Source organism: Streptosporangium sp. NPDC050284, from assembly GCF_044459525.1.
GTDB lineage: Bacteria > Actinomycetota > Actinomycetes > Streptosporangiales > Streptosporangiaceae > Streptosporangium.
In genome coordinates this window covers 100228-126341 of record NZ_JBITIZ010000018.1, presented here as the reverse complement: position 1 = coordinate 126341, position 26114 = coordinate 100228, and the positions used below count along the sequence as shown (strand labels likewise).

13 protein-coding genes are annotated in these 26114 nt (G+C 73.6%); all 13 read left to right on the top strand.

What is annotated here, in order from left to right; translation table 11 throughout:
* Positions 1-19 precede the first annotated feature (19 nt).
* The 13 genes from ACIBH4_RS33235 to ACIBH4_RS33175 all read left to right on the top strand — a co-directional run bounded on the left by ACIBH4_RS33235 (position 20) and on the right by ACIBH4_RS33175 (position 25986).
* Positions 20-10624 (top strand): SDR family NAD(P)-dependent oxidoreductase, encoded by a 10605-nt coding sequence (locus tag ACIBH4_RS33235; protein ID WP_362767419.1) that lies wholly within the window; start codon positions 20-22, stop codon positions 10622-10624.
* Between the two features lie 14 nt (positions 10625-10638).
* Complete coding sequence (locus tag ACIBH4_RS33230) at positions 10639-13758, top strand: beta-ketoacyl synthase N-terminal-like domain-containing protein (protein ID WP_362767421.1); 3120 nt, start codon at positions 10639-10641, stop codon at positions 13756-13758.
* Entirely contained in the window at positions 13755-15674 is a 1920-nt protein-coding gene (locus ACIBH4_RS33225) for an HAD-IIIC family phosphatase (RefSeq protein ID WP_362767424.1), read from the top strand. The genes ACIBH4_RS33230 and ACIBH4_RS33225 overlap by 4 nt, the downstream gene beginning before the upstream one ends.
* 76 nt (positions 15675-15750) lie before the next feature.
* On the top strand, positions 15751-16737 hold the full coding sequence (locus ACIBH4_RS33220; RefSeq protein ID WP_362519228.1) for an LLM class flavin-dependent oxidoreductase: 987 nt from the start codon (positions 15751-15753) through the stop codon (positions 16735-16737).
* 143 nt (positions 16738-16880) lie between these two features.
* Positions 16881-18539, top strand: coding sequence for an ABC transporter substrate-binding protein (locus ACIBH4_RS33215; RefSeq protein ID WP_362767427.1), 1659 nt, complete (start codon positions 16881-16883; stop codon positions 18537-18539).
* The gene (locus ACIBH4_RS33210) at positions 18524-19525 is read left to right on the top strand and encodes an ABC transporter permease (protein ID WP_362519223.1); all 1002 of its coding nucleotides are present in this window, start codon (positions 18524-18526) and stop codon (positions 19523-19525) included. The genes ACIBH4_RS33215 and ACIBH4_RS33210 overlap by 16 nt, the downstream gene beginning before the upstream one ends.
* Positions 19522-20322 (top strand): ABC transporter permease, encoded by an 801-nt coding sequence (locus ACIBH4_RS33205; RefSeq protein ID WP_362519220.1) that lies wholly within the window; start codon positions 19522-19524, stop codon positions 20320-20322. Before ACIBH4_RS33210 ends, ACIBH4_RS33205 begins: the two co-directional genes overlap by 4 nt.
* Positions 20319-22001, top strand: coding sequence for an ABC transporter ATP-binding protein (locus ACIBH4_RS33200; protein ID WP_362767429.1), 1683 nt, complete (start codon positions 20319-20321; stop codon positions 21999-22001). Before ACIBH4_RS33205 ends, ACIBH4_RS33200 begins: the two co-directional genes overlap by 4 nt.
* Positions 22002-22117: 116 nt before the next feature.
* Entirely contained in the window at positions 22118-23305 is a 1188-nt protein-coding gene (locus ACIBH4_RS33195) for a cytochrome P450 (RefSeq protein WP_362767432.1), read from the top strand.
* A gap of 6 nt (positions 23306-23311) precedes the next feature.
* Complete coding sequence (locus ACIBH4_RS33190; RefSeq protein WP_350950126.1) at positions 23312-23518, top strand: ferredoxin; 207 nt, start codon at positions 23312-23314, stop codon at positions 23516-23518.
* A gap of 57 nt (positions 23519-23575) precedes the next feature.
* Positions 23576-24745 carry an acyltransferase gene (locus tag ACIBH4_RS33185; protein ID WP_362767435.1) on the top strand — a complete coding sequence of 390 codons (1170 nt, stop codon included), beginning with the start codon at positions 23576-23578 and terminating at the stop codon, positions 24743-24745.
* Between the two features lie 18 nt (positions 24746-24763).
* The gene (locus ACIBH4_RS33180) at positions 24764-25756 is read left to right on the top strand and encodes a cytochrome P450 (RefSeq protein ID WP_362519205.1); all 993 of its coding nucleotides are present in this window, start codon (positions 24764-24766) and stop codon (positions 25754-25756) included.
* 11 nt (positions 25757-25767) lie between these two features.
* Entirely contained in the window at positions 25768-25986 is a 219-nt protein-coding gene (locus ACIBH4_RS33175) for a ferredoxin (RefSeq protein ID WP_362767438.1), read from the top strand.
* Positions 25987-26114: the final 128 nt, after the last annotated feature.

Genomic DNA, 26114 nt, shown 5'->3' with positions numbered 1-26114 from the left:
CACGGGGAGCGGTTCACCGATGGCGAACGAAGACAGGTTCCGCGAGTACCTCCGGCGCACCACGGCCGACCTGATGCGCACCCGCGCGGCACTGGAACGACTGGAGCAGGCCGCCCGCGAGCCGCTGGCGATCGTCTCCATGGCCTGCAGGTACCCCGGCGGCGTCCGGTCGCCGGAGGACCTGTGGCGACTGGTGGAGGCACGGACCGACGCGATCGGCCCGTTCCCGCGTGACCGCGGCTGGCCGCTGGAGGAGCTGATCGACCCCGACCCGGACAGGGAGGGCACCAGCTACGCCGCCGAGGGCGGCTTCCTGTACTCCGCCGCCGACTTCGACCCCGAACTGTTCGGCGTCAGCCCTCGCGAGGCGCTGACGATCGACCCGCAGCAGCGGCTGCTCCTGCAGACCGCCTGGGAGGTGTTCGAGCGCGCCGGGATGGACCCGCGCTCCCTGTCGGGGGAGCGGATCGGGGTGTTCGCCGGCGTCATGTACTCCGACTACGGTTCCCGCCACGTCCGCGCGCCCGAGGGTTTCGAGGGGTTCGTCGGCACGGGAAGCGCGGGAAGCATCGCCTCGGGCCGCGTCGCCTACACCTTCGGGTTGCAGGGACCCGCGGTCACCGTGGACACCGCGTGCTCGTCCTCGCTGGTGGCGCTGCACTACGCGGCGCAGGCGGTGCGCCGGGGAGACTGCGAGATGGCCGTCGCGGGCGGGAGCACGGTCATGGCCACCCCGGCGACGTTCGTCGAGTTCAGCCGCCAGCGCGGATTGTCGCCCGACGGCCGCTGCAAGGCGTACGCCGCCTCGGCCGACGGCACCGGCTGGGCGGAAGGGGTCGGTCTGGTGCTCGTCGAGCGCCTCTCGGAGGCCCGGCGCAGGGGACACCCGATCGTCGCGGTGCTGCGCGGCAGCGCGGTCAACTCCGACGGCGCGAGCAGCCGGCTGTCGGCGCCCAACGGGGTGGCGCAGCGGCGGGTGATCCTCGCCGCGCTGGCCGACGCCGGTCTCGACCCCGCCGAGGTGGACGCCGTCGAGGGGCACGGCACCGGCACCGGCCTGGGCGACCCGATCGAGGCGGGCGCCCTCATGGAGACCTACGGCCGGGCACGTCCGGTGACGGATCCGGTGTGGCTGGGCTCGCTCAAGTCCAACATCGGGCACACCCAGGCCGCGGCGGGCATCGGCGGCGTGATGAAGATGGCGATGGCGATGCGGCACGGGGTGCTTCCGGCGAGCCTGCACATCGACGAGCCGTCACCGCACGTCGACTGGGACGCCGGAGGGCTCGCCCCGCTCACCGGGGAGAGGGCGTGGCCGAAGCGGGACCGCCCGCGCCGGGCCGGGGTCTCCTCGTTCGGGATCAGCGGCACGAACGCGCACGTCGTCATCGAGGAGCCCGCGGAGGAGCCCCCGCAGAAGTCACCGGAGGAGTCGCCCGAGGAGCGGTCCGGGGCGCCGGAGTCCTCGCGGACGGGCGGCACCGTGGCCCCGGCGCCGGTGGTGTGGACGGTGTCCGGGCACACCGAGCAGGCGCTGCGTGACCAGATCGGCCGGTTGCGGGCACACGTGGCGGAGAATCCGGGCCTGTCCCCGGCCGACGTCGCCCACAGCCTCCGCACCGGGCGCGCCGACCTGTCCTACCGCGCGGTCGCCGTCGGTACCGACCTCGACCGGCTCGCCGGGGAACTGGCGCTGGTGGAACAGGGACTTCCCTCCCGGCGCGCGGTGCGGGGTGAGGCGACGGTGAACGGGCGGCCGGTCTTCGTGTTCCCCGGCCAGGGGTCGCAGTGGGCCGGGATGGCCCGCGATCTCCTCGCCGCCTCAGAACCGTTCGGCGACGAGATGCGGCGGTGCGCCGAGGCACTGGCGCCGCACGTCGGCTGGGACCTGCTGGAGGTGGTGTCCTCCGGTGAGGAGACCCTGCTCGGCCGGGTCGACGTGGTGCAGCCCGCCCTGTTCTCGATGATGGTCTCGCTCGCCGCGGTGTGGCGTTCCCTCGGGGTGGAACCGGCCGCGGTGGTGGGACATTCGCAGGGGGAGATCGCCGCCGCCCATGTCGCGGGAGCCCTGGACCTGGCCGACGCGGCGGCGCTGGTGGCCCGGCGCAGCGCCGCTCTCTCGGACATCGCGGGGAGCGGGGCGATGGCGTCGATCGGCCTGCCCGCCGGAGAAGTACGCCGCCGGCTCGGCGGCCGTGACGAGATCGTCGTCGCCGCCGTCAACGGTCCGGACGCGACCGTGGTGTCCGGGGAGGCGGGCGCGGTGCGCGACCTCGTCGCCCGCTGCGAGGCCGAAGGGGTGCGGGCGCGGCTCGTCCCCGTCGACTACGCGTCCCACTCACCGGCCGTCGAACCGCTGCGGGAGCCCCTGCTCGCCCGGTTCGCCGGTCTTCGCCCGCGGACGTCCGCCGTCGGTTTCTTCTCCACGGTCACGGCCGCCGAGATGGACACGAGCGCGCTCGGTGCCGGGTACTGGTACGACAACCTTCGCCGCCCGGTTCGCCTGGCCGAGACCGTCACCGCGCTCCTGGAGGCGGGCCACCGGTGCTTCCTCGAGGTCAGCCCCCATCCGGTGCTCGTGGCCCCGCTGCGTGACACCTTCGACGAGGCCGGTGTGGAGGCGCACGCGCTGGCCACGCTCCGTCGCGGCGACGGCGGGCTGGAGCAGCTGCTCACCTCGGCCGGGAGCCTGTTCGCGGCCGGGCTCGGCGTCGAGTGGGGGGCGGCCGCGCGGGGAGGTCGCGTCGCCCTGCCCACCTACGCGTTCCAGGAGCGACGATTCTGGCTCGACACCCGCACCGAGGGGGCGCCGCTCTCGACCGGCCCCGCCGGGGTGGGGCACCCGCTCCTGGAGGTGGTCGTGGAGCCGGCGGACGGGCGGGCGGTGCTGTTCACCGGAGGTGTGCCCGGCGGGCCTGGCGGCTGGGTCCGCGAGCACCGGCTCGGAGAGCGTCCGGTGCTCGTCGGGAGCGCGCTGGTCGAGCTGACGCTCGCGGCCGGAGAGCGTCTCGGTCTGCCGAGGGTGGACGACGTCGCACTTCTCGCCCCGGTGGACGTGCCGGACGGTCCCGTACAGGTCCAGGTGGAGGTGAACGTCGAGGACGGCGGCGCGGGTGCGACGTTCACGGTCCACGCCCGGCCGGGAGGCGGGGACGCCTGGGACCCCGGGGACCCCGGAGACGCTGTGGAGCCGTGGAGGTTGCACGCCTCGGGCTCGCTGAGCGCGGGCGACGCCGACGCCGACGCCGCCGTCGCGCGGATGGGGATCCCGGAGGCGTGGCCGCCTGCGGACGCCGAGCCCGTCGACGTGGACGCCGGCTACGCCCGCCTGGCCGACGCGGGTGTGCACTACGGCCCCCGCCTGCGCCGCGTGGGTGCCGCCTGGCGCTCGGGTGGCGGCGTGTTCGCCGAGGTGACCCCGCCGGACGGGGACGGAGGCCGGACAGGCGCGGGCGGGGAGGGATTCGTGCTCCATCCCGCTCTGCTGGACGGGATGGCGCAGGTGGCCTTCCTCGACCGGGCGGCCGCTGCCTCCGACCGGGGTGAGCGGCCCGAGGCGGTCGTGCCGTTCAGCTGGAGCGGCGTACGGTCGTACGCCGCCGCGATGGGCCCGGTACGCGTCCGCCTGACCTGGACCGGGCCTGACGCCTTCTCGCTCGCCGCGTTCGACACCACGGGCCGGATGGTGCTGAGCGTCGAGGAGGTGCGCGTCCGCCCGGCTGCCGAGGGGTCCGGCGAGGCGCAGGCCCCCGCTCCCGTCTCCGTCCCCTGGGCGCACCGCGCGGTGCGACGTTCTCGGGAAGGGCCCGGGCGGGCCGCTCCCGAGGACGCCGGGCCGGTGGACGTGCTGGCGGGGCTTTCCGGGAGCGAGCGGGAGGAGCGGGTGCTGGACCTGGTCGGCCGGGCGGTCGCCGGCCTCCTCGGCTACGAATCCGCCCGGGACGTCCGCCCGGACCGGCCCTTCCGCGACCTCGGACTCGACTCCATGACGGGGGTGCGGCTCAGGGACCATCTGAGCCGCCTTCTGGGCCGCCGCCTGCCGAGCACGCTCGTCTTCGACCATCCGAGCCCGCGTGCCCTGGCCCGCCACCTGAGCCGCACCGCGCCGGAGGGTCCGTCCCGCGCCGTGGCCCGGCGCGGGCGGGCGGCCGAGGACCCCATCGCGATCGTCGCGATGGCCTGCCGCTACCCGGGTGGCGTCAGCACCCCCGAACAACTGTGGGAGCTCCTGGAATCGGGCGGGGACGCGGTCGGGCCGTTTCCCGCCGACCGGGGCTGGGACCTGGGCGCCCTGTTCGACGACGACCCTGACAACCCGGGGACGTCCTACGCGCGCGACGGCGGGTTCCTCCACGAGGCCGCCGACTTCGACGCGGACTTCTTCGAGATGAATCCGCGCGAGGCCAAGGCCGCCGATCCGCAGCAGCGGCTGCTGCTGGAGACCTCCTGGGAGGCCTTCCAGCGCGCGGGCATCGACCCGGCCGGCCTGCGCGGCTCCCGAACCGGTGTCTACGTCGGCCTGATCTACACCGAGTACGGCGGCCGGGCGCAGGACGACCCGCGCGAGTACGGAGGGTATCTGGGCACCGGCAGCGCCGGGAGCGTGGCCTCGGGCCGGATCGCCTACACCTACGGCCTGCAGGGGCCCGCGATCACCGTGGACACGGCCTGCTCGTCCTCGCTGGTGGCGCTCCACCTGGCGGAGCGGGGGCTGCGCGACGGGGAGTGCGATCTCGCGCTGGTCGGCGGGGCCACGCTCATGGCGACACCCGCGACCTTCGTGGAGTTCAGCCGCCAGCGCGGACTCTCACCCGACGGACGGTGCCGCGCGTTCGCCGACGCCGCCGACGGCACGGGCTTCAGCGAGGGCGTCGGGCTGCTGCTGGTGGAACGACTGTCGGACGCGCGGCGCAACGGGCATCCCGTGCTGGCCGTGCTCAAGGGGTCGGCGGTGAACCAGGACGGCGCCAGCAACGGGCTCACCGCGCCCAACGGCCCCTCCCAGGAACGGGTGATCGAGGAGGCCCTGCACGCCGCGCGCCTCTCACCGGCCGACGTGGACGCGGTGGAGGCGCACGGCACCGGCACCACCCTGGGCGACCCGGTGGAGGCGCGGGCGCTGCTCGCCACGTACGGGGCGGCGCGCGGGGACCGCCCGCCGCTCATGCTGGGCTCGCTCAAGTCCAACATCGGGCACACCCAGGCGGCGGCCGGCGTCGGCGGGATCATCAAGATGGTCATGGCACTGGAGCACGGGACGCTGCCGCGCACGCTGCACGTCGACAGGCCGTCGCGCCACGTCGACTGGGAGCGGGGCGGTGTCGCGCTGCTCACCGAGAACACCCCCTGGCCCGCCGGGGAGCGTCCGCGGCGGTTCGGGGTCTCCGCCTTCGGCATGAGCGGGACCAACGCGCACGTCGTCATCGAGGAGCCGCCCGCGCCCGAGGCCGCTCCCGCACCGGAGCCTTTCGGCGGACCGGTCCCGCTCGTCCTGTCGGCGAGATCGGCGCGCGCGCTCGGAGGCGAGGCGCGGCGGCTGCGCGCCTACCTGGAGCGGTATCCGCGGGTCGCCCTCGCCGATGTCGCGGCGGCCCTGGTGACCACCAGGGCCGAGTTCGGCCACCGCGCGGTCGTCGTGGCCGCCGATCGCGAGGAGGCGCTGGCGGGGTTGTCCGCCGTCGCGGACGGGGCGCCGTCGGCGTCGGCGGTGAGCGGGTACGCCGGGGACTCGCGCGTGCCGGTCCTTGTCTACCCCGGCCAGGGCGCGCAGTGGGAGGGCATGGCCCGCGCGCTGCTCACCGAGTCCCCGGTCTTCGCCCGCAGGGTCGGCGAATGCGCCGACGCCCTCGACCCGGTGACCGGGTGGTCGCTGCTGGACGCGCTGCGCGGCGGCGTCGGCCTGGGGCGGGTGGACGTGGTGCAGCCGGTCCTGTGGGCCGTGATGACCGGGCTCACCGCGCTCTGGGAGTCCTTCGGCGTACGGCCCGCCGCCGTCATCGGTCACTCGCAGGGCGAGATCGCCGCCGCGCTCGCCGCGGGCGCGCTGTCACTGGAGGAGTCGGCGGCGGTGGTGGCGTTGCGCAGCCGGGCCATCCGCAAGATCGCGGGCGGCGGGGCGATGCTGTCGGTCGCGGCCTCGCGGGAGCGGGTGCACGCGGTCCTCGAGAATCTCGGGCTCTCGGAGGATGCAGGGAGTACGGGGAGTACGGGGAACACGGGGAACACGGGGAACACGGGGAACACGGGGAACACGGGGAACACGGGGAACACGGGGAACACGGGGAACACGGTGTCGGTCGCCGCGCTCAACGGACCGGCCTCGACCGTCGTCGCCGGCGAGGCCGGGGCGGTGCGCCGCGTGGAGCGGGCACTGGAGGAGCTGGGCGTGCGGGTGCGGCCGGTGGACGTGGACTACGCCTCCCACTCGCCCCAGGTCGAGGCGCTCGAAGCCGAGCTGCTGGAGATCCTGCCCCCGCCCGCGCCGGACCGCGCGTTCACCGCCGGCGTCTTCTCCACCGTCACCGGCGCGGCGATCGAGCCGGGTGACGGTACCGGCTTCGGGAGCCCCGGCTACTGGTACCGCAATCTGCGCCGGCCGGTGCTGCTGCAGGCCGCGGTGGAGGCGGCGGCCGAGGCGGGGCACGAGGTGTTCGTCGAGGTGAGCCCGCACCCCGTCGTCGGGACGGGAGTCCAGGAGATCCTGGAGGCGCTCCCCGGGGTGGAACGGCCCGCCGTACTGGGCACGCTGCGCAGGGACGACGGGGGCATGGCACGGGTGCTGATCTCGGTGGCCGAGGCATGGGTGAACGGGGTCCGGGTCGACTGGCCGGGGTACCTCGGCGAGCGCCCGGGGCGGGTGCCGGTCCTGCCGACCTACGCCTTCGACCGGCACCGGTACTGGCTGGACGCGCCGGTGACCACCGCCGGGATCCCCGCGGGCGCGCGGCCGGTCACGCATCCGCTACTGTCCACGGCCGTGCGCGCGGCGTCCGAGGATGGCCTGCTGCTTTTCGGCGGGCTTTCCCTGGACGACCAGCCGTGGCTGGGCGATCACGTGGTGGACGGCGCGGTCCTGGTTCCCGGCGCGGTCCTCGCCGAACTGGCGGGCCACGCGGGGGAGCTGGCCGGTGTCGCGCGGGTGGACGAGCTGACCCTCCGGCGCCCGCTGGTGCTCGACGACTCCGGCGCGGTCGAGATCCAGGTGACCGTGGGCCCGGCCGAGCGGGACGGTCTGCGGCCCGTCGGGGTTCACGCGCGGCCGGCGGACACCGGTGACCCGCTGGGTGCGCCGTGGACGGTGTACGCCGCGGGCTCGCTCGCTCCGCTCCCCGCACCCACCGCCCTGCCGGTTCGCGCCGAGTGGCCGCCACCCGGCGCGGTGCCCGTCGACGTCGGCGGGCTGTACGAGGACCTGGCCGCCAGGGGCTATCACTACGGCCCGGCCTTCCGGGGCCTGCGCGAGGCGTGGCGGTCGGGGGAGGAGGTCCTCGCGGAGGTGTTCCTGGAGGGCCCGCCCGGGTACCGCGTCGCGCCCACGCTGCTTGACGCCGCGCTGCACGCCGTCGGGCTCGCGGGCCTGTTCCCCGACGACGGCGCCGTACGGTTGCCCTTCACCTGGCGCGGCCTCACCCGGTACGCCGACGCGCCCTCGACGGTACGGGTGCGCGTACGCCGCACCGCGGAGGAGACGGTCGCGGTCGACCTGGCCACGGCCGAGGGCGACCCAGTGGCGGGCATCGAGGCTGTGACGTTCCGCGCGGCCGACCCGGCGGACCTCGCCGCGGCGGGCACGGAGGACCTGCTGTACGAACTGACCTGGGACTCCGTGCGCCCCGGCGTCGGTGTGCCGCGCGAACGTGTGCGAGTCCTCGGGGACACCGGAAACACCGGAAACGCCGGAAACGCCGGAAACATCGAGGACGCCGGAAACACCGCGAACGCCGAGGAGACCGCGGAAGCCGAGGGGGCCGCCCACCCGGGGCTCGGCGCGCTGCTCGCGGCGCTGGACGCGGGAGAGCCCGCGCCCGAGGTGCTCGTCGTCTCGGCGGGCGAAGAGGCCGGGCCCGTACCGGAGGCGGTCCGAGCCGCCCTGCTACGGGTGCTCGAAACGCTCCGGCGAGGGCTGGCCGACGACAGACTGGCGGGAACGCTGTTCGTGGTGCGCACCTGCCGTGCCGTGGAGGCGGTTCCCGGCGAGCGCGCCGGCGCGCTCGCCGGCGCCGGGGTCTGGGGGCTGGTCCGCGGCGTGCAGGCCGAGGAGCCCGGCCGGGTGGTGATCGTGGACACCGAGACCACTTCCACGCCCCTCTCGGAGGTCTTGGAGGCCGTGGCGTCCGGCGAGCCGCAGGTCGCGATCAGGGGCGGCGGGGCACTGGTGCCCAGGCTCCGACGACGCCGGCGCGACCCGGTACCGTCCGGCGCGGGCAACTGGCGGCTGGAGGCGGCCGAGAGCGGGGTGGCCGACGATCTGGCGTACCGGCCTGTCGAGGACAGGCCCCTGGGCCGCGAGGAGGTCAGAGTCGCCGTCCGCGTCGCCGGCCTGAACTTCCGTGACGCGATGCTCACCCTGGGCATGTACCCGGGCGCGGCGGATCTGGGCACCGAGGGCGCCGGGGTGGTACTCGCGGTCGGGGACGACGTGACCGGTATCGGTCCCGGCGACCGGGTGATGGGTCTCATCTCCGGTGGGATAGGGCCCGAGGCCGTCACCGACCACCGTCTGCTGGTGCCGATCCCGCAGGGCATCTCGTTCGCCCAGGCGGCGACCGTGCCCGCGGTGTTCCTCACCGCCTACTACGCCCTGCGCGACCTGTCCGGCGCCCGCCGGGGGGAGTGGGTCCTGGTGCACTCCGCCGCGGGTGGCGTCGGCGGGGCGGCGATCCAGCTGGCGCGCCACTGGGGGCTGACCGTGTTCGGCACCGCGAGCCCCGCCAAGTGGCCCGCTCTCGAAGAGGCCGGACTGCCCCCCGGCAGGATCGCCGGTTCCCGGGACCTGGCGTTCGCCGGGGCGGTGCGGGAGGCGACCGGCGGGCGCGGCGTGGACATCGTGCTGAACTCGCTCGCCCGCGAGTTCGTGGACGCCTCACTCGAACTGCTCGCTCCCGGCGGGCGGTTCATCGAGATGGGCAAGACCGACGTACGAGACCCCGAGGAGGTCCGCGCCCGGCACGGCGTGCACTACCGGGCGTTCGACCTGGCCGAGGCGGGGCCGGACCGGATCGGCCGGATGCTCGCCGACCTCGCGGATTTGTTCGAGAGCGGGATCCTCACGCCGCTCCCGGTCACCTCCTGGGACGCCGGGCGGGCGCCGGACGCCGTCCGCCACCTCGGACTCGCCCGGCACGTGGGCAAGGTGGCCCTCCGGATTCCCCGGCCGATCCGTGCCGACGGCACGGTCCTGGTCACCGGCGCGACCGGCGGTGTGGGCAGGCTTGTCGCGCTGCACCTGGCCAGGGAACACGGCGCCGGGCACCTGCTGCTGCTGAGCAGGCGGGGCGCCCTCGCGGAGGGCGCCGAACGGCTCCGTGCGGAACTCGGCGGGCTCGGCGTGAAGGTGACGATCGCCGCCGCGGACGTGGCGGACGCCGGCGCGCTGGCCCGCGTGCTCGCGGAGGTCCCCGCCGAGCATCCCCTCACGGCCGTGGTGCACGCGGCCGGGGTCCTGGACGACGCGACGCTCGCCAACCTCGTCCCGGAACGGCTCGACGCGGTGCTGCGGCCCAAGGTGGACGGCGCCTGGAACCTGCACGAGCTCACCAGGGACCTCGACCTCGCCGCGTTCGTGCTGTTCTCCTCCGCCGCGGGGATCGTGGGCAGCGCCGGGCAGTCGGCCTACGCGGCGGCCAACGTCTTCCTCGACGCCCTCGCCGTGGCCAGGACCCGCGAAGGGCTCCCGGCCACCTCGATCGCCTGGGGACTGTGGCGGTCGGAGAGCACCATGACCGGCTCGCTCTCCGCCGTCGACCGGGCCAGGATGGCGCGGTCCGGACTGCTGCCGCTGTCACCGGGACGTGGCCTGGCACTTCTGGACGCGGCGATGGCGGCGCCGGAGCCGACCCTGGCCGCGGTCCGGCTGGACCTCGCGAGGCTGGCGGGGGTCCCCGATCCGGCCCCGCCGCTGCGGTCCCTGGTGCGCGGCCGCGTACTCCCGGCGAAGGCCGACGGCTCCGGCGGGTCCGACTCCGCCGAGCCCGCGCTGGCGCGGATGCTCGCCGGCACCGAGCCGGCGCGCCGCGGGGAGCTGATGACCGAGACGGTCTTCCGGTATGTGGAGGCGGTCCTCGGGCGGGCCCCGGGGGAGGCGGCCGAGGAGGGGCGCAGCTTCAAGGAACTCGGCTTCGACTCGCTGACCGCGGTCGAACTGCGCAACCGGCTAGGCAAGGCCACCGGGCTGCGGCTCCCGGCGACCATCGTGTTCGACCATCCGACCCCGGCCGCTCTCGCCGACCACCTGCTCGGCCGGCTCGCCCCGGCCGTGCGGGAACCGGCCGTGCGGGAACCGGGCGTGCGGGAACCGGGCGTGCGGGAACCGGGCGTGCGGGAACCGGGCGCGGGGGCGGGCGAGGAGGTCCCGGCTACCGCCGAGGAGCTGTTCAGGTTCATCGACTCCGAGCTTCGATCCTAGGGATGGCGAGCGGTATGAGTGACGAGAAGAAGCTGGTCGAGTACCTCCAGTGGACGACCGGCGAGCTCGCCCGGGTGAAGAGGGAGCTGGCCGCGCTGTCGAACCCGGACCCGGTGGCCGTGGTCGCGATGGCCTGCCGCTACCCCGGCGGGGTGCGCTCGCCCGAAGACCTGTGGCGGGTGGTCGCCGACGGCGTCGACACCGTCGGCGAGCCGCCGCGGGACCGCGGCTGGGACCCGGCCCTGCGGGAGCGGGCGAGGGCCGGTGGCTTCCTGGACGACGCGGCCGGGTTCGACGCCGCCTTCTTCGGGATCTCCCCCAGGGAGGCCGTGGCGATGGATCCGCAGCACCGGCAGCTGCTGGAGGTCTCCTGGGAGGCCCTGGAGCGCGCGGGGATCGTCCCGAGGTCGTTGCGGGGCAGCCGGACCGGGGTGTTCACCGGTGTGATCTACCAGGACTACGCGCCCGCGATCGACGACGTGCCCCCCGAGCTCGACGGCTACCTCATGACCGGCAACGCGGCGAGTGTGGCGTCCGGGCGGGTGGCGTACACCTTCGGCTTCGAGGGGCCCGCGCTCAGCGTCGACACCGCCTGTTCGTCCTCGCTCGTGGCGATCCACCTCGCCGCCGACTCGCTGCGCCGCTCCGAGTGTGACCTCGCGCTCGCCGGCGGGGTGACGGTGATGGCCACCCCCCGGGTCTTCGTGGAGTTCGGGCTCCAGGGCGGGCTCGCCGCGGACGGTCGCTGCAAGGCGTTCGCCGACGGGGCCGACGGCACCGGCTTCGGCGAGGGCGTGGGGGTGCTGGTGCTGGAGCGGCTCGGGGACGCCCTGCGCAACGGGCACCCGGTCCTGGCGGTGGTCCGCGGCTCGGCGATCAACTCCGACGGGGCGAGCAACGGGCTCACCGCGCCGAGCGGGACCGCCCAGGAGAAGGTGATCGAGACGGCCCTGCGCGGCGCGGGGCTGTCGCCGGCCGAGGTGGATGCGGTCGAGGCGCACGGGACCGGCACCGCGCTCGGGGACCCGATCGAGGCGGGCGCCCTGATCGCGGCCTACGGCACCGCGAGGCGACGACCGTTGTGGCTGGGTTCGGTCAAGTCGAACCTGGGGCACACGCAGGCCGCGGCGGGAGTCGCCGGTGTGATCAAGATGGTGCAGGCGCTGCGGCACGGCGTGCTGCCCGCGACGCTGCACGTGGCCGATCGGTCCACCCTGGTCGACTGGGACGACGGCGGGGTGGAACCGCTGGAGCGCGCCCTTCCCTGGCCGCGCGGCGACCGGCCGCGCAGGGCGGGTGTCTCCTCGTTCGGGATCAGCGGGACCAACGCGCACCTGCTCGTCGAGGAGGCGCCGGTGACCGAAGGGGGGTCGCCCGGCTCCGAGGCCGAGGCCGGGAACCCGCTGGTGGCCGTCCCCTGGCTGCTTTCCGGCAAGACGCCCGAGGCGGTGCGGGCACAGGCCGCCCGGCTGGGTGACCTCCTGCGCTCGGGGCGGGAGACCGATCTCGCCGCCGTGGCCCGCACCCTGGCGGGACGGCGTTCGGAGTTCAGGTACCGGGCGGTGGCACTCGGCTCCGGCGCCGCCGAGCTCACCCGCGAACTGGACGCGCTCGCCGGGCCGTCCAGCCCGACCGTCAGGGCGAGTGCGGCGCCGAAGGTGGCGTTCGTGTTCAGCGGCCAGGGGACCCAGCGGGCGCGGATGGGACGCGAGCTGTACGAGAGGTTCCCGGTCTACGCCGAGGCGTTCGACGCCGCCTGCGCCGCACTGGACCTGGCCAGACGGGTCCACCACGCCGAAGGCCCGCCCCTGGGCGAGGTGGTGTCCGCCGCGGCCGACGGCCCGCTGGGAGGGCTGCTGCGGCGCACGGAGTTCGCCCAGCCCGCGCTGTTCGCCACCCAGCTCGCGCTCTGCCGGCTCGCGGAGCACCTGGGCCTGGTCGCCCACGCGCTGCTCGGCCACTCCGTCGGGGAGCTCACCGCGGCACACGTCGCCGGGGCGCTCTCGCTGGAGCAGGCCGCGCGCCTGGTCGTGGTACGGGCACTGGCGATGCAGTCCGCGCCGGAAGGCGGGGGCATGGTGTCACTGCGGGCCCCCGAGGCGGAGGTGCGGGCATCCCTGGCCGAGCTGGACGGACGGGTGTCCGTGGCAGCGGTCAACGGGCCGAGGTCGACCGTGGTCTCCGGCGACGCGGACGCGGTGCGGGGACTGGCCGCCCGATGGCGCTCCCGTGGGGTGCGTACGAAGGCGCTCGCGGTCGGCCAGGCCTTCCACTCGCCGCACATGGACCCCGCGCTGCCGCGGCTGGTGGAGGCGGCGACGGAACTGGACGTCGGCGAACCCGCGATCCCCCTGGTCTCCAACACCACGGGCCTGGTGGCGACGCGGGACGAGCTGGCCGCGCCGGACCACTGGGCCGCCCAGGTGCGCGGCACGGTCCGTTTCCACGACGGCGTGCTCACCCTGCGGGGCCTGGGCGTCGACACCTTCGTCGAGATCGGCCCCGACACCACGATGACCGGCATGATCGCGGACTGCCTGGCAGGGGAGCGGGACGGCGTGTCGGCGATCCCGCTGGTGCGAGACCCCGGGGCGGAGGCCCGGTCGGTGTTGCGCGGTGTCGCGCAGGCCCATGCGCGCGGTGTGCGGATCGACTGGGAGAAGGTGCTCGGCGAGGGGCCGGTCGCCGATCCGGCCACCGTGCCGACCTACCCGTTCCGGCACGAACGCTACTGGCTCATCCCGCCGAGGAGGCACGGACGGGACCTGCCACCGTACGAGCCGCACGAGCCGACGACGGCACCGGCCGCCGCGCCGTCGCCCGCGCCGTCATCCGGGCCGCTGTCCGGCCTGCCTGAGGGCGAGCGCCACGACCTCCTGACGTCGCTGGTGCTGACGGCGGTGGCCGACGCGCTCGGGCACTCCCACGGAGCGATCGGCCCGGCGGACGACCTGACCCAGATCGGCATCACCTCCTTCGGCGCGCTGGAGATCGCCGCCAGGCTCTCCGGGGAGATCGGCGTCGACGTGCGGGTGGGACTGGTGCTCGACCACGGCACCGCCCGCGAACTCGCGTTCCGGCTGGAGGAACTGCTCGGCCCGCAAAACGCGCCGGCACTGCTGGAGAAGCGATGACCTCGAAGAGCGCCGAGGCGCGCGCGTGCCTGCGCTCGCTGCACCGCGAGGGGGCGCTCGCGGCGCGATACGACGAGGTCGCGGCACTGCTGGCCGCGATGGACGAGGAGGACGCCGCCCCGTCGGCGCGACTGCTGGAGCGGGTCGACGTGGAGGCCGTTCGCGAACACCATCCGGGGCTTCCGCTCGCGGCCGTGACCGTCACCGGACACGGTACGCTCGGCGCGCTGCGTACCGCGCTCACCGGCGAGCTGGCCCGCCACGGGTATCTGCCGGACGTCCGGCTCGCGGACTTCGGCTCGTACGCGTTCGAGCTGGGCGATCCCGGCAGCGCCCTGTACGCCGGACGACCCGACGTGACCGTCTGCGTACTCGACCACGCGGCCGTGTTCGACGAGGTCGGCGTGCCGTTCACGGTGGACGACGTGGAGCGCGTGCTGGAGGAGAAGCTGGCGCTGTGGCGGCGGCTGGCGGCGCGGTTCGGGGAGAGTGGGTCCGGCGCGCTCGTGTTCAACACCGTCCCGCTGCCCCGGGTGTGGCAGGCGCAGTTGCTGGACCATCCGTCCAGGGCGCGGCTCGGCGCGGTCTGGCGGCGGGCCAACGCCGAACTGCTGGCGTTCGGCGAGTCGGTGCAGCCCGTCGTGGTGATGGACCTCGACCCGCTGCTGACGGCGCCGATCGAGCTGTCCGATCCGCGGTTCGAGGTCTACGCGCGGGCGCACCTGTCGGACGCCCTGCTCGGCGCGTACGCCCGTGAACTGGCCCACCTGGTGCGGGCCCGGACCGGGCGTGCCAGGAAGGTGCTCGCCGTCGACCTCGACCAGACGCTGTGGGGCGGCGTCCTCGGCGACGACGGGGTGGAGGGCATCGAGGTGGCCCACGGCCGGCGGGGTGAGGCCTTCCAGCGGTTCCAGAAGGTGGTGGCGCAGCTGCAGTCGCAGGGCGTCCTGCTGGCCGCGGTGAGCAAGAACGACCAGGAGACCGTGCTCGCCGCGCTGCGGGAACACCCCGACATGGTGGTGCGCGAGGACGCCTTCGTCCGCATCCTCGCCAACTGGCGGCCGAAACCGGCCAACCTGCGGGTCCTGGCGCGGGAGCTGAACCTGGGCGGGGACAGCGTGGTGTTCGCCGACGACAGCGTCCACGAGTGCGCCGCGGTCGCGGCGGAGCTGCCGGAGACGGCGGTGATCCACCTGGACGGCGACCCGGCGCTGCACGTGACGCGGCTGCTGGCCGACGGCTGGTTCACCGTGAACGAGGTGACCACGGAGGACCGTGTCCGGACGCGGCGCTACCACGAGGAGGCGGCGCGTTCGGAGTTCCTGTTCGCGGCGGGGTCGGCCGAGGAGTTCCTGGGCGGACTGGGGGTGTCCGTACGGCTGGCGCCCGCCACCGGCGCCGACGTCGCGCGGCTGTCGCAGCTCACCTTGCGCACCAACCAGTTCAACCTCACCACCGAGCGCCTCTCCCCGGAGGCGGTGCGTGAGCGGGCGGGGCGGCCCGGCTCGCGGGTGCTGACGCTGTCGGCGGCAGACCGGTTCGGGAGCAACGGGATCGTCGGAGCGGTCTTCCTGCGGGCGCTGCCGGAGGGGTTGCTGATCGAGAACCTCCTGCTGAGCTGCCGGGTGTTCGCCCGGGGCATCGAGCAGGCGTGCCTGGCCGCGGTGCTCGGCCAGGCACGCGCCGCCGGTTTTCCCGCCGTGCACGGTGACTACGTGGCGAGCGCGAGGAACGCGAAGGTCGCGGACTTCTACCCGCACTACGGGTTCACCGTGACAGAGGTGACGCCGCGGCGGTCGCGGTACGCGCATGACCTCGGCGAGATCGTCGGCGTGCCCGGCCATCTCACGCTGGAGGTCGCGGGCCGGGTGGTGCCGGCCCCGGCCGGGCCCGCGGAGGCGGCGTTGACAAGCTGAGGCATCCTCGATTTAACTTGCGGACATAACGTGAGGAAGCCTCCGTATATGTGTGAACGGGATGAGGGAGAGGGCATTGCCTGAGGGAATCGCGGTCTCGGTGCACGACACCGCGCCGGTCTGGCGAGGTGACACGGCGGGTGACGCGCTGCGCCGTTCGATCGATCTGGCCAAGGCCGTGGAGGCGCTCGGTTACCGGCGTTACTGGGTGGCCGAACACCACAACACGCCGGCGCTGGCGGCGTCGAGCCCCGCGGTGCTCGCCGGGCCCATCCTGGAGGCGACCTCCAGCATCCGGGTCGGCTCGGGCGCGGTGCTGCTGCCGAACCACTCGCCCCTGGTGGTCGCCGAGCAGTTCGGAGTCCTGGCCGGCCTCTATCCGGGCCGGGTCGACCTGGGGCTCGGGCGCGCCCCGGGCGGCTCGGGCGAGATCACGGCCCGCATCGGCGACCCGCGCCGGCTGGACTTCGGCGACGCGCTGCACGAGCTGCGCGAGTACTTCGCCGGAGGCAGCGGCGGCGTGCGGGCGATCCCGGAGCCGGCGATCGCGCCCGAGCTGTGGATGGTGGGCTCCAGCGCCGGCAGCGCCGCCTACGCGGGCCGGGCGGGCCTGCCCTACGTCTACGCGCACGCGATCGTGGGAGGCGGCGCCCCCGAGGCGCTCGACGCCTACCGCCGGGCCTTCCGGCCCTCGCCGTGGCTGTCCGAGCCGCACGCGTGCGTGGCGGTGATCGTCGTCGCCGCCGACACCGACGAGCGGGCCCACCGGCTGGCCGCCTCCTTCGTGTTCGGCCAGATCCTGATGCGCACCGTGGATCCGGGCACCGTGCTGCCCACCGAGGAGGAGACCGCGGCGCACACGTTCACCCCGCAGGAGGAACGCTTCCTGCGGGACCGGCTCGAACCGCAGTTCGTCGGCTCCCCGGAACGGATCACCCCCCGCCTGACCGAGCTGCTGCGCCAGACCCGCGCCGACGAGCTGTTCGTGCTCACCCAGGTGCCCGACCACACCGCCCGGATCCGCTCGTACGAGTTGCTCGCCAAGATCGTCTCATCCCTGTAGGTCCGCACGGGCCGGTGCGCCCGAGCACCGGCCACAGCTCTCCTCAGCCCGCGTTCAGCCCGGCTTTAGAACCGCCGAGCACTGTGTGTCCAGCCGGAGAACGACCTCCGGCGCAATCCGGCGTTCGAACGATGAGGATGAGGATGGCTGCTGCTACGAGGTCCCGGTCACGCAAGCCCGCCGCCATGGCGGGGGCCGCCACGTTGATGCTGGCACTGGCCACCGCATGTTCCTCCGGCGCGGACGGTGCCACGACAGGGGAGGGGAGCGCCGCAGCGCAGCCCAGGAGCGGCGGCACGCTGCGCCTGGCCGTCGAGAAGGAACCCGAGTGCCTGGACCCGCACCAGAGCCCCACCGAGTCGGCCAGGGCCCTCACCCGGCCGATCCTGGACTCGCTGGTCCACCAGGACGCGCAGGGAGCCGTCGGTCCCTGGCTGGCCACACGCTGGGAGGTCTCGCCGGACCGGCTCACCTACACCTTCGAACTCCGTCAGGGCGTGACGTTCACCGACGGGGAGAGGTTCGACGCCCAGGCGGTGGTCGCCAACCTCGACCACGTGGTGGCTCCGGAGACGAAGTCGCTGCTCGCCGGAAGCCTGCTCGCGGCCTACCGGTCGGCCAAGGCCGTCGGCCCCTTCACGGTCGAGGTCAGGCTCAAGCGGCCCGACTCGGGTTTCCTCGCCGCGCTGGCCCTGCCCAACCTGGGCATCCAGTCCCCGCCCACCCTCAAGGGGTCCCCCTCCGCGCTGTGCGCGAAGATCGTCGGAACCGGCCCGTTCCGCAGCGACACCGGGCTCGTGCCGCAGAAGGGCATCGACTACGTCAGGAACCCCTCCTACGACTGGGCGCCGGAACCGCGTCGCGGCCCGGCGCGGCTGGAGCGGATCGAGGTCAAGGTCGTGCCGGACAACGCCGCCCGGCTGGGTGCGCTCACCAGCGGCCAGGTCGACGCGGTCACCGGCCTGTCGCCGACGAGCCTCAACACGGTGAAGAGCCTGCCCGGGTTCACCCTGCACTCGACACCGTTCCCCGGGATCAACTACAGCTACTGGCCGAACACCGCGAGCGGCCCGCTCAGCGACGTCAACGTGCGCAAGGCGCTGCGTACCGGCATCGACTGGGCGCAGATCGTGAAGAACGTCTATTTCGGCGTGTACGAAGGCGCCCAGGGGGTGCTCTCGTCCGGCACACCGGGCTACGACGGTTCCCTGGCCCCGGCCTACGCCCACGACCCCGCCGAGGCGGAGCGGCTGCTCGACCAGGCGGGCTGGACCGGGCGCGACGCGGCCGGATACCGGACGAAGAACGGCGAACGCCTCACTCTGCGCCACATGTGGTCCGACGGATCCGTGGCCAACCTCGCCACGCAGATCCAGTCCGCGGCGAAAGGACTCGGCGTCGAACTGGTCGAGGAGAACCTCGACGGCGGGACCTTCGTCAAGCGCCTGCTGGACGGTGACTACGAACTGATCGACACCAGCTTCTCCGCGCCGGGACCGGACGTGTTGCGCGTCCTGTTCGGCGCCGACAACATCCCCACGCCCAAGCGCGGGATCAGCAACAACATGGCACGCTACGACAACCCCGAGGTGGAGGCCGCCTTCCGGCGCGCGCTCGGCGCCGAGAACCAGGCCGAGCGGCACCGCGCCTACGCCGAGGCGCAAAAGCGCATCACCGAGGACGCCGCGGTCCTGCCGGTCTACTCGCCCCTGTCCACGGTGACCGTACGCGAAGGCGTCCGGGAGGTCGGCTTCAACGCCGACGGCACCCCCGACCTGTACGGCGCATGGCTCGCGTCCTGAACGCGCCCGCCGCCGAGGCGGCGGGCGCGGCCCCCTCACGCCGCGCGAGCGGGGCGGCGCGTCTCGTGCTGGTGCGCGTGGCCGCCTCGGTGGCCGTGCTGTGGGGAGCGGTCACGGCGACGTTCCTGCTGCTGCGGGTGATGCCGGGCGGCACCGCCGACGTGCTGCTCGCCCGCTCCGCCGTCACCCCGGAGGTACGCGACCGGATCATCGCCGAGTACCGGCTCGACGATCCGCTCGTGGCGCAGTACCTCGCCTACCTCACCAGGATCGCGCGGGGGGAGTTCGGCGAGTCGTACGTGCTGCGCAGGCCGGTGTGGGACGCGATCGGGTCCCAGCTCCCCGACACCCTGCTGCTGGTCCTGGCGACCCTGCTGGTCACGCTGGTCGCCTCCGTCCTGCTCGCGGTGGTGAGCGCGAACCGCCGGCGGTGGGTGCGCTCGTCGTTCTCCGCGACCGAGTCGCTGGTGGTGGCGCTGCCGCCCTTCTGGCTCGGGCTGCTGCTGCTGACGGTGTTCTCCTTCAACCTGCACTGGTTCCCGGCCATCGGCTCCTCCTCCCTGTCCGGTCTCGTGCTGCCGACCGCCGCGCTGGCCGCGGGGCCGGTCGCGGTGATGACGGGGGTGCTGCGCGACGGGTTGCTGCGCGCGCTGGAGGACCCGTTCGTGGTGACCGCCCGCTCACGGGGCATCGGCGAGCTCGCGCTGCGCCTGCGGCACGTGCTGCGGCACGCGCTGCTGCCCGCCACCACGCTCCTGGGCTGGATCGCCGGCTCGCTCATCGGAGGCGCGGTGATCATCGAGATCGTCTTCTCCCGGCAGGGGATCGGACGGCTGGTGTTGTTCGCGGTGGAGAACAAGGACATGCCCGTGGTGATCGCGATCGTGCTGCTCACCGCGGTGGTGTTCGTGCTGGTCAACATCGTGGTCGACATCCTGGTCTGGGTGATCGACCCCAGGACGCGAGAGGCGGGGAGCCGGCCGTGACCAAGAGCTTCTGGCCGGGGGCGATCGTGCTGGCACTGCTGGCCGCGATGGCGCTCTTCCCTTCGCTGTTCACCGGGACGGACCCCGACGCGGCCGACCTGAACGCGACGCTGCGGCCACCTGACGGCACGCACTGGTTCGGCACCGACCAGAACGGCAGGGACCTGTACGCCAGGATCGTTCACGGCGCCGGTCCCTCCCTGCTGATAGGCGCCGGCGCGGTCGGGCTCGCGCTGGCCGCGGGCGTCCTGGTCGGGGTCGCCGCCGCGCAGCTCGGCCGGACCATGGACCAGGTGCTCAGCAGATCGCTCGACGTGGTCCTCTCCGTCCCCGGCCTGCTGCTGGTGTTCCTGGTCGTCGCGGTGCTGGGACCCGGCGGCGGCCCGGCCAGCGTGGGCCTGGCGGTGATCTCCCTGCCGGGCTTCGCCAGGGTGACGCGCGCGGAGGTGATCAGGCTGCGCGGAGCGCACTACGTCGAGGCGGCCCACGGGTTCGGCTGGTCGCGCGCCCAGGTGGTCCTGCGGCACATCCTGCCCAACGCGCTCGGCCCGGTCATGGTACTGGCGACGGTGACCCTGGGAGCGATGATCGTGGCGGGCTCCTCGCTGAGTTTCGTGGGCCTGGGCCCCCAGCCGCCGACCGCCGAATGGGGCGCGATGCTGGCCGACAGCCAGGAGTTCCTCGCGATCGCCTGGTGGCCGGCGGCGTTCCCCGGAGTCGCCATCACGATCGCGGTCCTGTCCATCACCGTCGTCGGCGGGCACCTGCGGCAGCGGATCGAACGGGGGCGGACATGAGCCCGGTATCCGGCGACACGACGAACATGAGCCCGGCGCCGGGGGACACAAGGGAACTGCTGCGCGTCCGGGACCTCACCGTCGGCTTCTCGACGGGCCGCGGGCACGTCGACGCGGTGCGGGGCGTGTCCCTCCGCGTCGACCGCGGGCAGGTGGTGGCGATCGTCGGTGAGTCCGGCTCCGGCAAGAGCGTCACCGCGCGCAGCCTGGTGGGGCTGGCCGGCGACGGTGCCGACGTGCGGGCGAAGGAGCTCGTGTTCGGCGGGCTCGACCTGCGCCGGGTACGGGGCCGGGGCTGGCGTGCGCTGCGCGGACGGCGCGTCGGCTTTGTCCTGCAGGACGCCCTGGGCTCCCTCGACCCGCTGCGCCGCGTCGGCGCCGAGGTGGCGGAACCTCTGCGCGAGCACCGGACCGTGCCCTCGGGCGAGATCGGCGACGAGGTCGTACGGCTGCTCGACTCGGTGGGCGTCCCGCTGCCCGAGAGCCGGGCACGGCAGTACCCGCACGAGATGTCGGGCGGGCTGCGGCAACGCGCCCTGATCGCCTCGGCCCTGGCCGCGCGGCCCGACCTGCTGATCGCCGACGAGCCGACGACGGCGCTGGACGCGACGGTGCAGAGGCAGGTGCTCGCGCTGTTGCGCGAGCGCGCGGGCGACGGCACGGCGATCCTGCTCATCAGCCACGACCTCGGCGTCGTCGCGGAGATCGCCGACCACGTGTACGTGATGAAGGACGGGCGGTTCGTCGAGGACGGCCCGACGCGCGAGATGCTCCAGGCGCCCTCCCACCCCTACACCAGGACCCTGGTCGCCGCCGCGCTCGGGCAGGGACGGGGCCTGGCGCGGGGCGCGGGCACCGCGTCGGCCGACCCCGATCCGCGTCCCGGTCCCGGACGGGTGGTGCTGAGCGCCGAAGGGCTGGTCAAGAGGTACAGGCTGCCGGGCAAGGGCGCGTTCACCGCGGTGGACGAGGTGTCGGTCGAGGTACGGGCCGGTGAGACGCTCGGCATCGTCGGAGAGTCCGGGTCGGGGAAGACGACCGTGGGCCGGCTGCTGCTGGGCCTGGCCGCGCCGGACGCCGGCCGGGTCGAGGTGAACGGGCGGACCTGGAGCGAACTGCGCGGCCCCGAACGGCGGGCGGCCCGCCGCCGGATCCAGATGATCTACCAGCACCCGCTCGCCTCCTTCGATCCCCGCTACACCGCGAGACGGCTTCTCGAGGAGCCCCTGCGCGCGCAGGGCACCCCCGGCGCCGAACGCGCACGACGGGTGGCGGAACTCCTGGAGCACGTGGGCCTGGACGAGGAGGTGCTCGGCCGGCGGGCACGTGAGCTGTCCGGAGGCCAGCGGCAGCGCCTCGCGATCGCGCGGGCACTCGCCCCGCGACCGGACGTCATCATCTGCGACGAACCGGTCTCGGCCCTGGACGCGGTGATCCAGGCACAGGTGCTCGACGTCCTGACCGACGTTCAGGAAAGGCTCGGCGTGGCCTACGTATTCATTTCCCACGATCTGGGCGTCGTCCACAGGATCAGTCACGAAGTGGCGGTCATGAAAGACGGGAAAGTGGTTGAGTCCGGCGACGTGAGAAAGGTATTCGAAGCTCCGGAGCATCAATACACAAAGACCCTCCTGGATGCGGTTCCCCGGCTTCACCGGGCCGCTCGGGGCAGCGCATAAGCAATTCTTAATCAACGCTGAACCGGCCTTGCCCAATATTTCGTTCCTGCCTAATGTCGTTGTCGTCGCACGGCACCGGCGGCGCCCTTTTCTTGTCTCGCCGAAGGATGAAGGAAATGACGGAAGCTCCGCCGTATCCGCAGAAACGCACCTGCCCGTACGAGCCGCCACCCGGATATCGGGAGATCGGTGAGCGGGGGCCGGTGCTCAAGGTGACGCTCTTCGACGGCCGCGAGGCGTGGATGGTGACGGGGTACCGGGAGTCGCGGGAGATCCTCACCCACCCGAACCTGTCCTCGCAGCGCACCCACCCCGGGTTCCCCATCGTCGCCCCCCGCTTCCGCTCGCAGATCGCCCGCACCCTCGCGCTCATCGCGATGGACCCGCCCGTCCACGACATCTACCGGCGCTATCTCAACCCGCACTTCAGCCTCAAGACGGTCCGCGGAATGCGTCCCCAGCTCGAGGACATCGTGTCCGGATACATCGACGCGATCATCGACCACGGCCCTCCCGCCGACCTGGTGCCGCTGCTCGCGGTGCCACTCCCGTCCCTGGTGATCTGCCGGCACCTCGGCGTCCCCTACGCCGACCACGACTTCTTCCAGGACGCCAGCGGCAAGGTGATGCTGGGCACCGAGCAGGAGTCGGCGACGGCGGCCCAGGACCTGGTCGACTACATCGACCGGCTGGTGGCCGCACAGATCAAGGAACCCACCGACGGCCTGCTCGGCACGCTGGTGAGGGAGCGGGTCATCCCCGGCGACGTCGGGCACGACGAGCTGGTCTCGATCGCGCTGGTGCTCCTGATCGCCGCTCACGAGACGACCTCCTCCTCTCTCGCCCTTGGCGTCATCACGCTGCTGGAGCACCCGGACCAGCTGGCGCTGGTGCTTCAGGACCCCTCCCGCCTGCCCGGCGCGATCGAGGAACTCCTGCGCTACATCGCGACCACGGACCTCGTCGCGACCAGGGTCGCCAAGGGGGACATCGAGATCGCGGGCCATCTCATCCGGGAGGGGGAGGGGGTGCTCGTCTCGGGCACCCTGGCCAACCGGGACGAGCAGGTGCACCGGCGGGCCCACGAGTTCGACGTCCTGCGCGAGGACACCCACCACCTCACCTTCGGGTTCGGCATCCACCAGTGCCTCGGCCAGAACCTGGCCCGGCTCGAACTGGAGGTCGCCCTGCACCAGCTGCTCACCCGGATCCCGGGGATACGGCTGGCCGTACCCGTGGACGAACTGCCCATCCTCGGCGCGGGCACCGTACAGCGGGTGCTCCAGCTACCGGTCGAATGGTGACGCCGGATGTGGGTGCGGGCGGATCGGGAGCGCTGCATCAGTGGCGGGCGCTGCATGGCCGCCACCTCCGAGGTCTTCGATCAGGACGATGACGGCCTGGTCGTCGTGCTCACCCCGCGGCCAGAGCCGCAGCAGGAGGAACGGGTCCGCAGGGCCGCCTTCCTCTGCCCGGCGCAGGCCATCCGGATCAGCGAGAAATCACCGGGGGACTGACCTCCCCACGGGTTCGGGCCGGCCCCGTACAAAGGCCGGCCGAAGAAAGCAGAAAAGATGACTCACTCGACGCACCCGTCGAAGGAGGCCGCGCGGCTCCCCTCGCTCACCGGGATGAGATTCGTGGCGGCGTTCCTGGTGTTCGTGTGCCACGCCTGTGTCCTGGGTTTCTTCCGCCGGGAGACCGCGGCCTCCCTGCAGACCTTCGCCTTCGCCTCGGGCTGGCTCGGTGTGGAGTTCTTCTTCGTGCTGAGCGGGTTCGTGCTGACCTGGTCGGTGCGGGAGGGACAGTCCAGGGCGAGCTTCTGGCGCCGGCGCCTGGTCAAGGTCTACCCGGTCCACGTGGTGACCTGGCTGGCCGCGCTCGGCCTGGCCGTGTGGGCGGGCCAGGCCGTGGACCTGCCCAAACTGTTGCCGAGCCTGCTGCTCGTGCACACCTGGTATCCCCGGATGGACGTGGTCATCACGATCAACGTCGTCACCTGGTCCCTCGCCTGCGACCTGCTCTTCTATCTGGCCTTCCCCTTCCTGCACGCGCTCGTCCGCAGGATCTCCGCCCGGCGGCTGTGGTGGGCGGCCGGCGCCGTCGCCGCCGTGATCGCCCTGCTGCCCGCCGTCGCCCTCCTCGCCCTGCCGGGAACACCCCGGCTTCCCGGCCAGGACATGTCGTTCGTGCAGAACTGGTTCCTGGTCTCCTTCCCGCCGATCAGGGCGCTGGACTTCGTCCTCGGCATCATCATGGCCCGCATCGTGCTGGCGGGCCGACGGGTCCCGCTGGGCGTGGGCAGGGCGCTGCTGGTCCTGGCGGCGGGGTTCGCCCTGCAGATGTACCTGTGGCCGAGCGTGTACGGGCTCACCGCGACGATCGCGCTGCCGCTGGCCCTGCTGATCGCGGCCGTGGCCGTCGCGGACGAGCGGGGCGTCCCCACGCCGTTTCGCGGCCGGATCCTGCGGTGGCTGGGCGGGGTCTCGTACGCCTCCTACCTGGCGCACTTCCTGGTCCTGCACTTCGGGCACCTCGCGATCGGCGCCGACCGGACATGGGACGTGCCGGCCGCCCTCGGCGTCATCACGGTTCTGTTCGGGGTCACCACGGCGGTGGCGTGGGCACTGAACCGCCTCGTCGAGGAACCCGCCATGCGCGCGTGGGCACAGCCGCGCACCCACCCCCTGCCGTCCGGCGGCGCGCTACGACCGGAGACCCCTGCCCCGGAACCGGCGGGCTGACCGCCCTCCCTGCCCCGGTTGGACGCCCCCATCTTCAAGCCCATCGCCATCATCGGGTTCGATCCGCCCGTACACGACATCCATCGCCGCCTGCTCGCCCCCGATTTCAGCCTCAAGCAGGTGCGCGCCCTGCGCGGAAGCGTCGAGGAACTCGCGGGCAGGCTGGTGGACGAACTGCTTCGGAAGGGGCCGCCCGCGGAGTTGGTCGAGGACTACGCGCTGCCGATCCCGTCCATGGTGATCTCGGAGCTGCTCGGCGTGCCGTACGACGACCACGCGTTCTTCGAGGCGATGACGAACGGGCTGCTTCAGGCCAAGAGCGCGCAGGACGCCGAGGCGGCGGGCCAGGCGCTCTGGGACTACCTGGACGGGCTGATCACCACCAAGGAACGTGAGCCCGGTGGGGCGGGGGTGCTGAGCAGGCTGGTGGGTCAGGTCGACGAGGACGGCGACCTGACCCGGGAGGACCTGGTGCGCATCGCGCTGGCGCTGCTGATCGGAGGGCACGACACGACGTCCCAGATGATCGCGCTCGGGGTGGTCACCCTGCTGGAGCACCCGGACCAGCTGGCGGCGCTGCGCGCGGACCCGGGCGTGCTGCCCGCCGCGGTGGACGAGTTGCTGCGGATGGTGTCGGTGACGGACGTCTCGGGAGTACGGGTGGCGACCGAGGACATCGAGATCGACGGACACGTCATCCGGGCCGGAGAGGGAGTCCTGGTCTCCTCCTCGATGACCAACCGCGACCCCGCGGCCTTCCCCGACCCGTACCGGTTCGACATCCGCCGCGCCGGCGGGCACAACGCCGCCTCCGGTCGTCATCACCTCACGTTCGGGTTCGGCATCCACCAGTGCCTCGGCCAGAACCTGGCGCGGATGGAACTGGAGGTGGCGTTCTCCGTCCTCTTCGACCGGATTCCGGACCTGCGGCTCGCCGTGCCGCTGGACAGGCTGCCCACGCGCGGCGGCGGCACGATGCAGGGCGTGCACACCCTGCCCGTCGAGTGGTGAGAGGAGAAACGATGAAGGTGACCGCCGATCGGCGTCGCTGCATGGCCGCCGGCCACTGCGCGATCAGCGCGCCCGCGGTGTTCGACCACGGGGAGGACGGCCTGGTCGTCGTCCTGGACGCGGATCCGGGGGAGGACGTCCGGGAGGCCGTGGAGACGGCCGAGGACCTGTGCCCGTCCCGGGCGATCGCCGTCGCGCCCGCGGGCGCCGATCGGATACCGAGCGGGTGACGCCGGGATCGGTGCGCCGGTGTGGGGGGGGGGGGGGGGGGGGGGGGGGGGGCCCCCCCCCCCCCCCACCCCCCCCCCCCGCGGGGGGGGCCCCCCCCGGGGGGGGGGGGGCCCGTGAGCCCAGGACG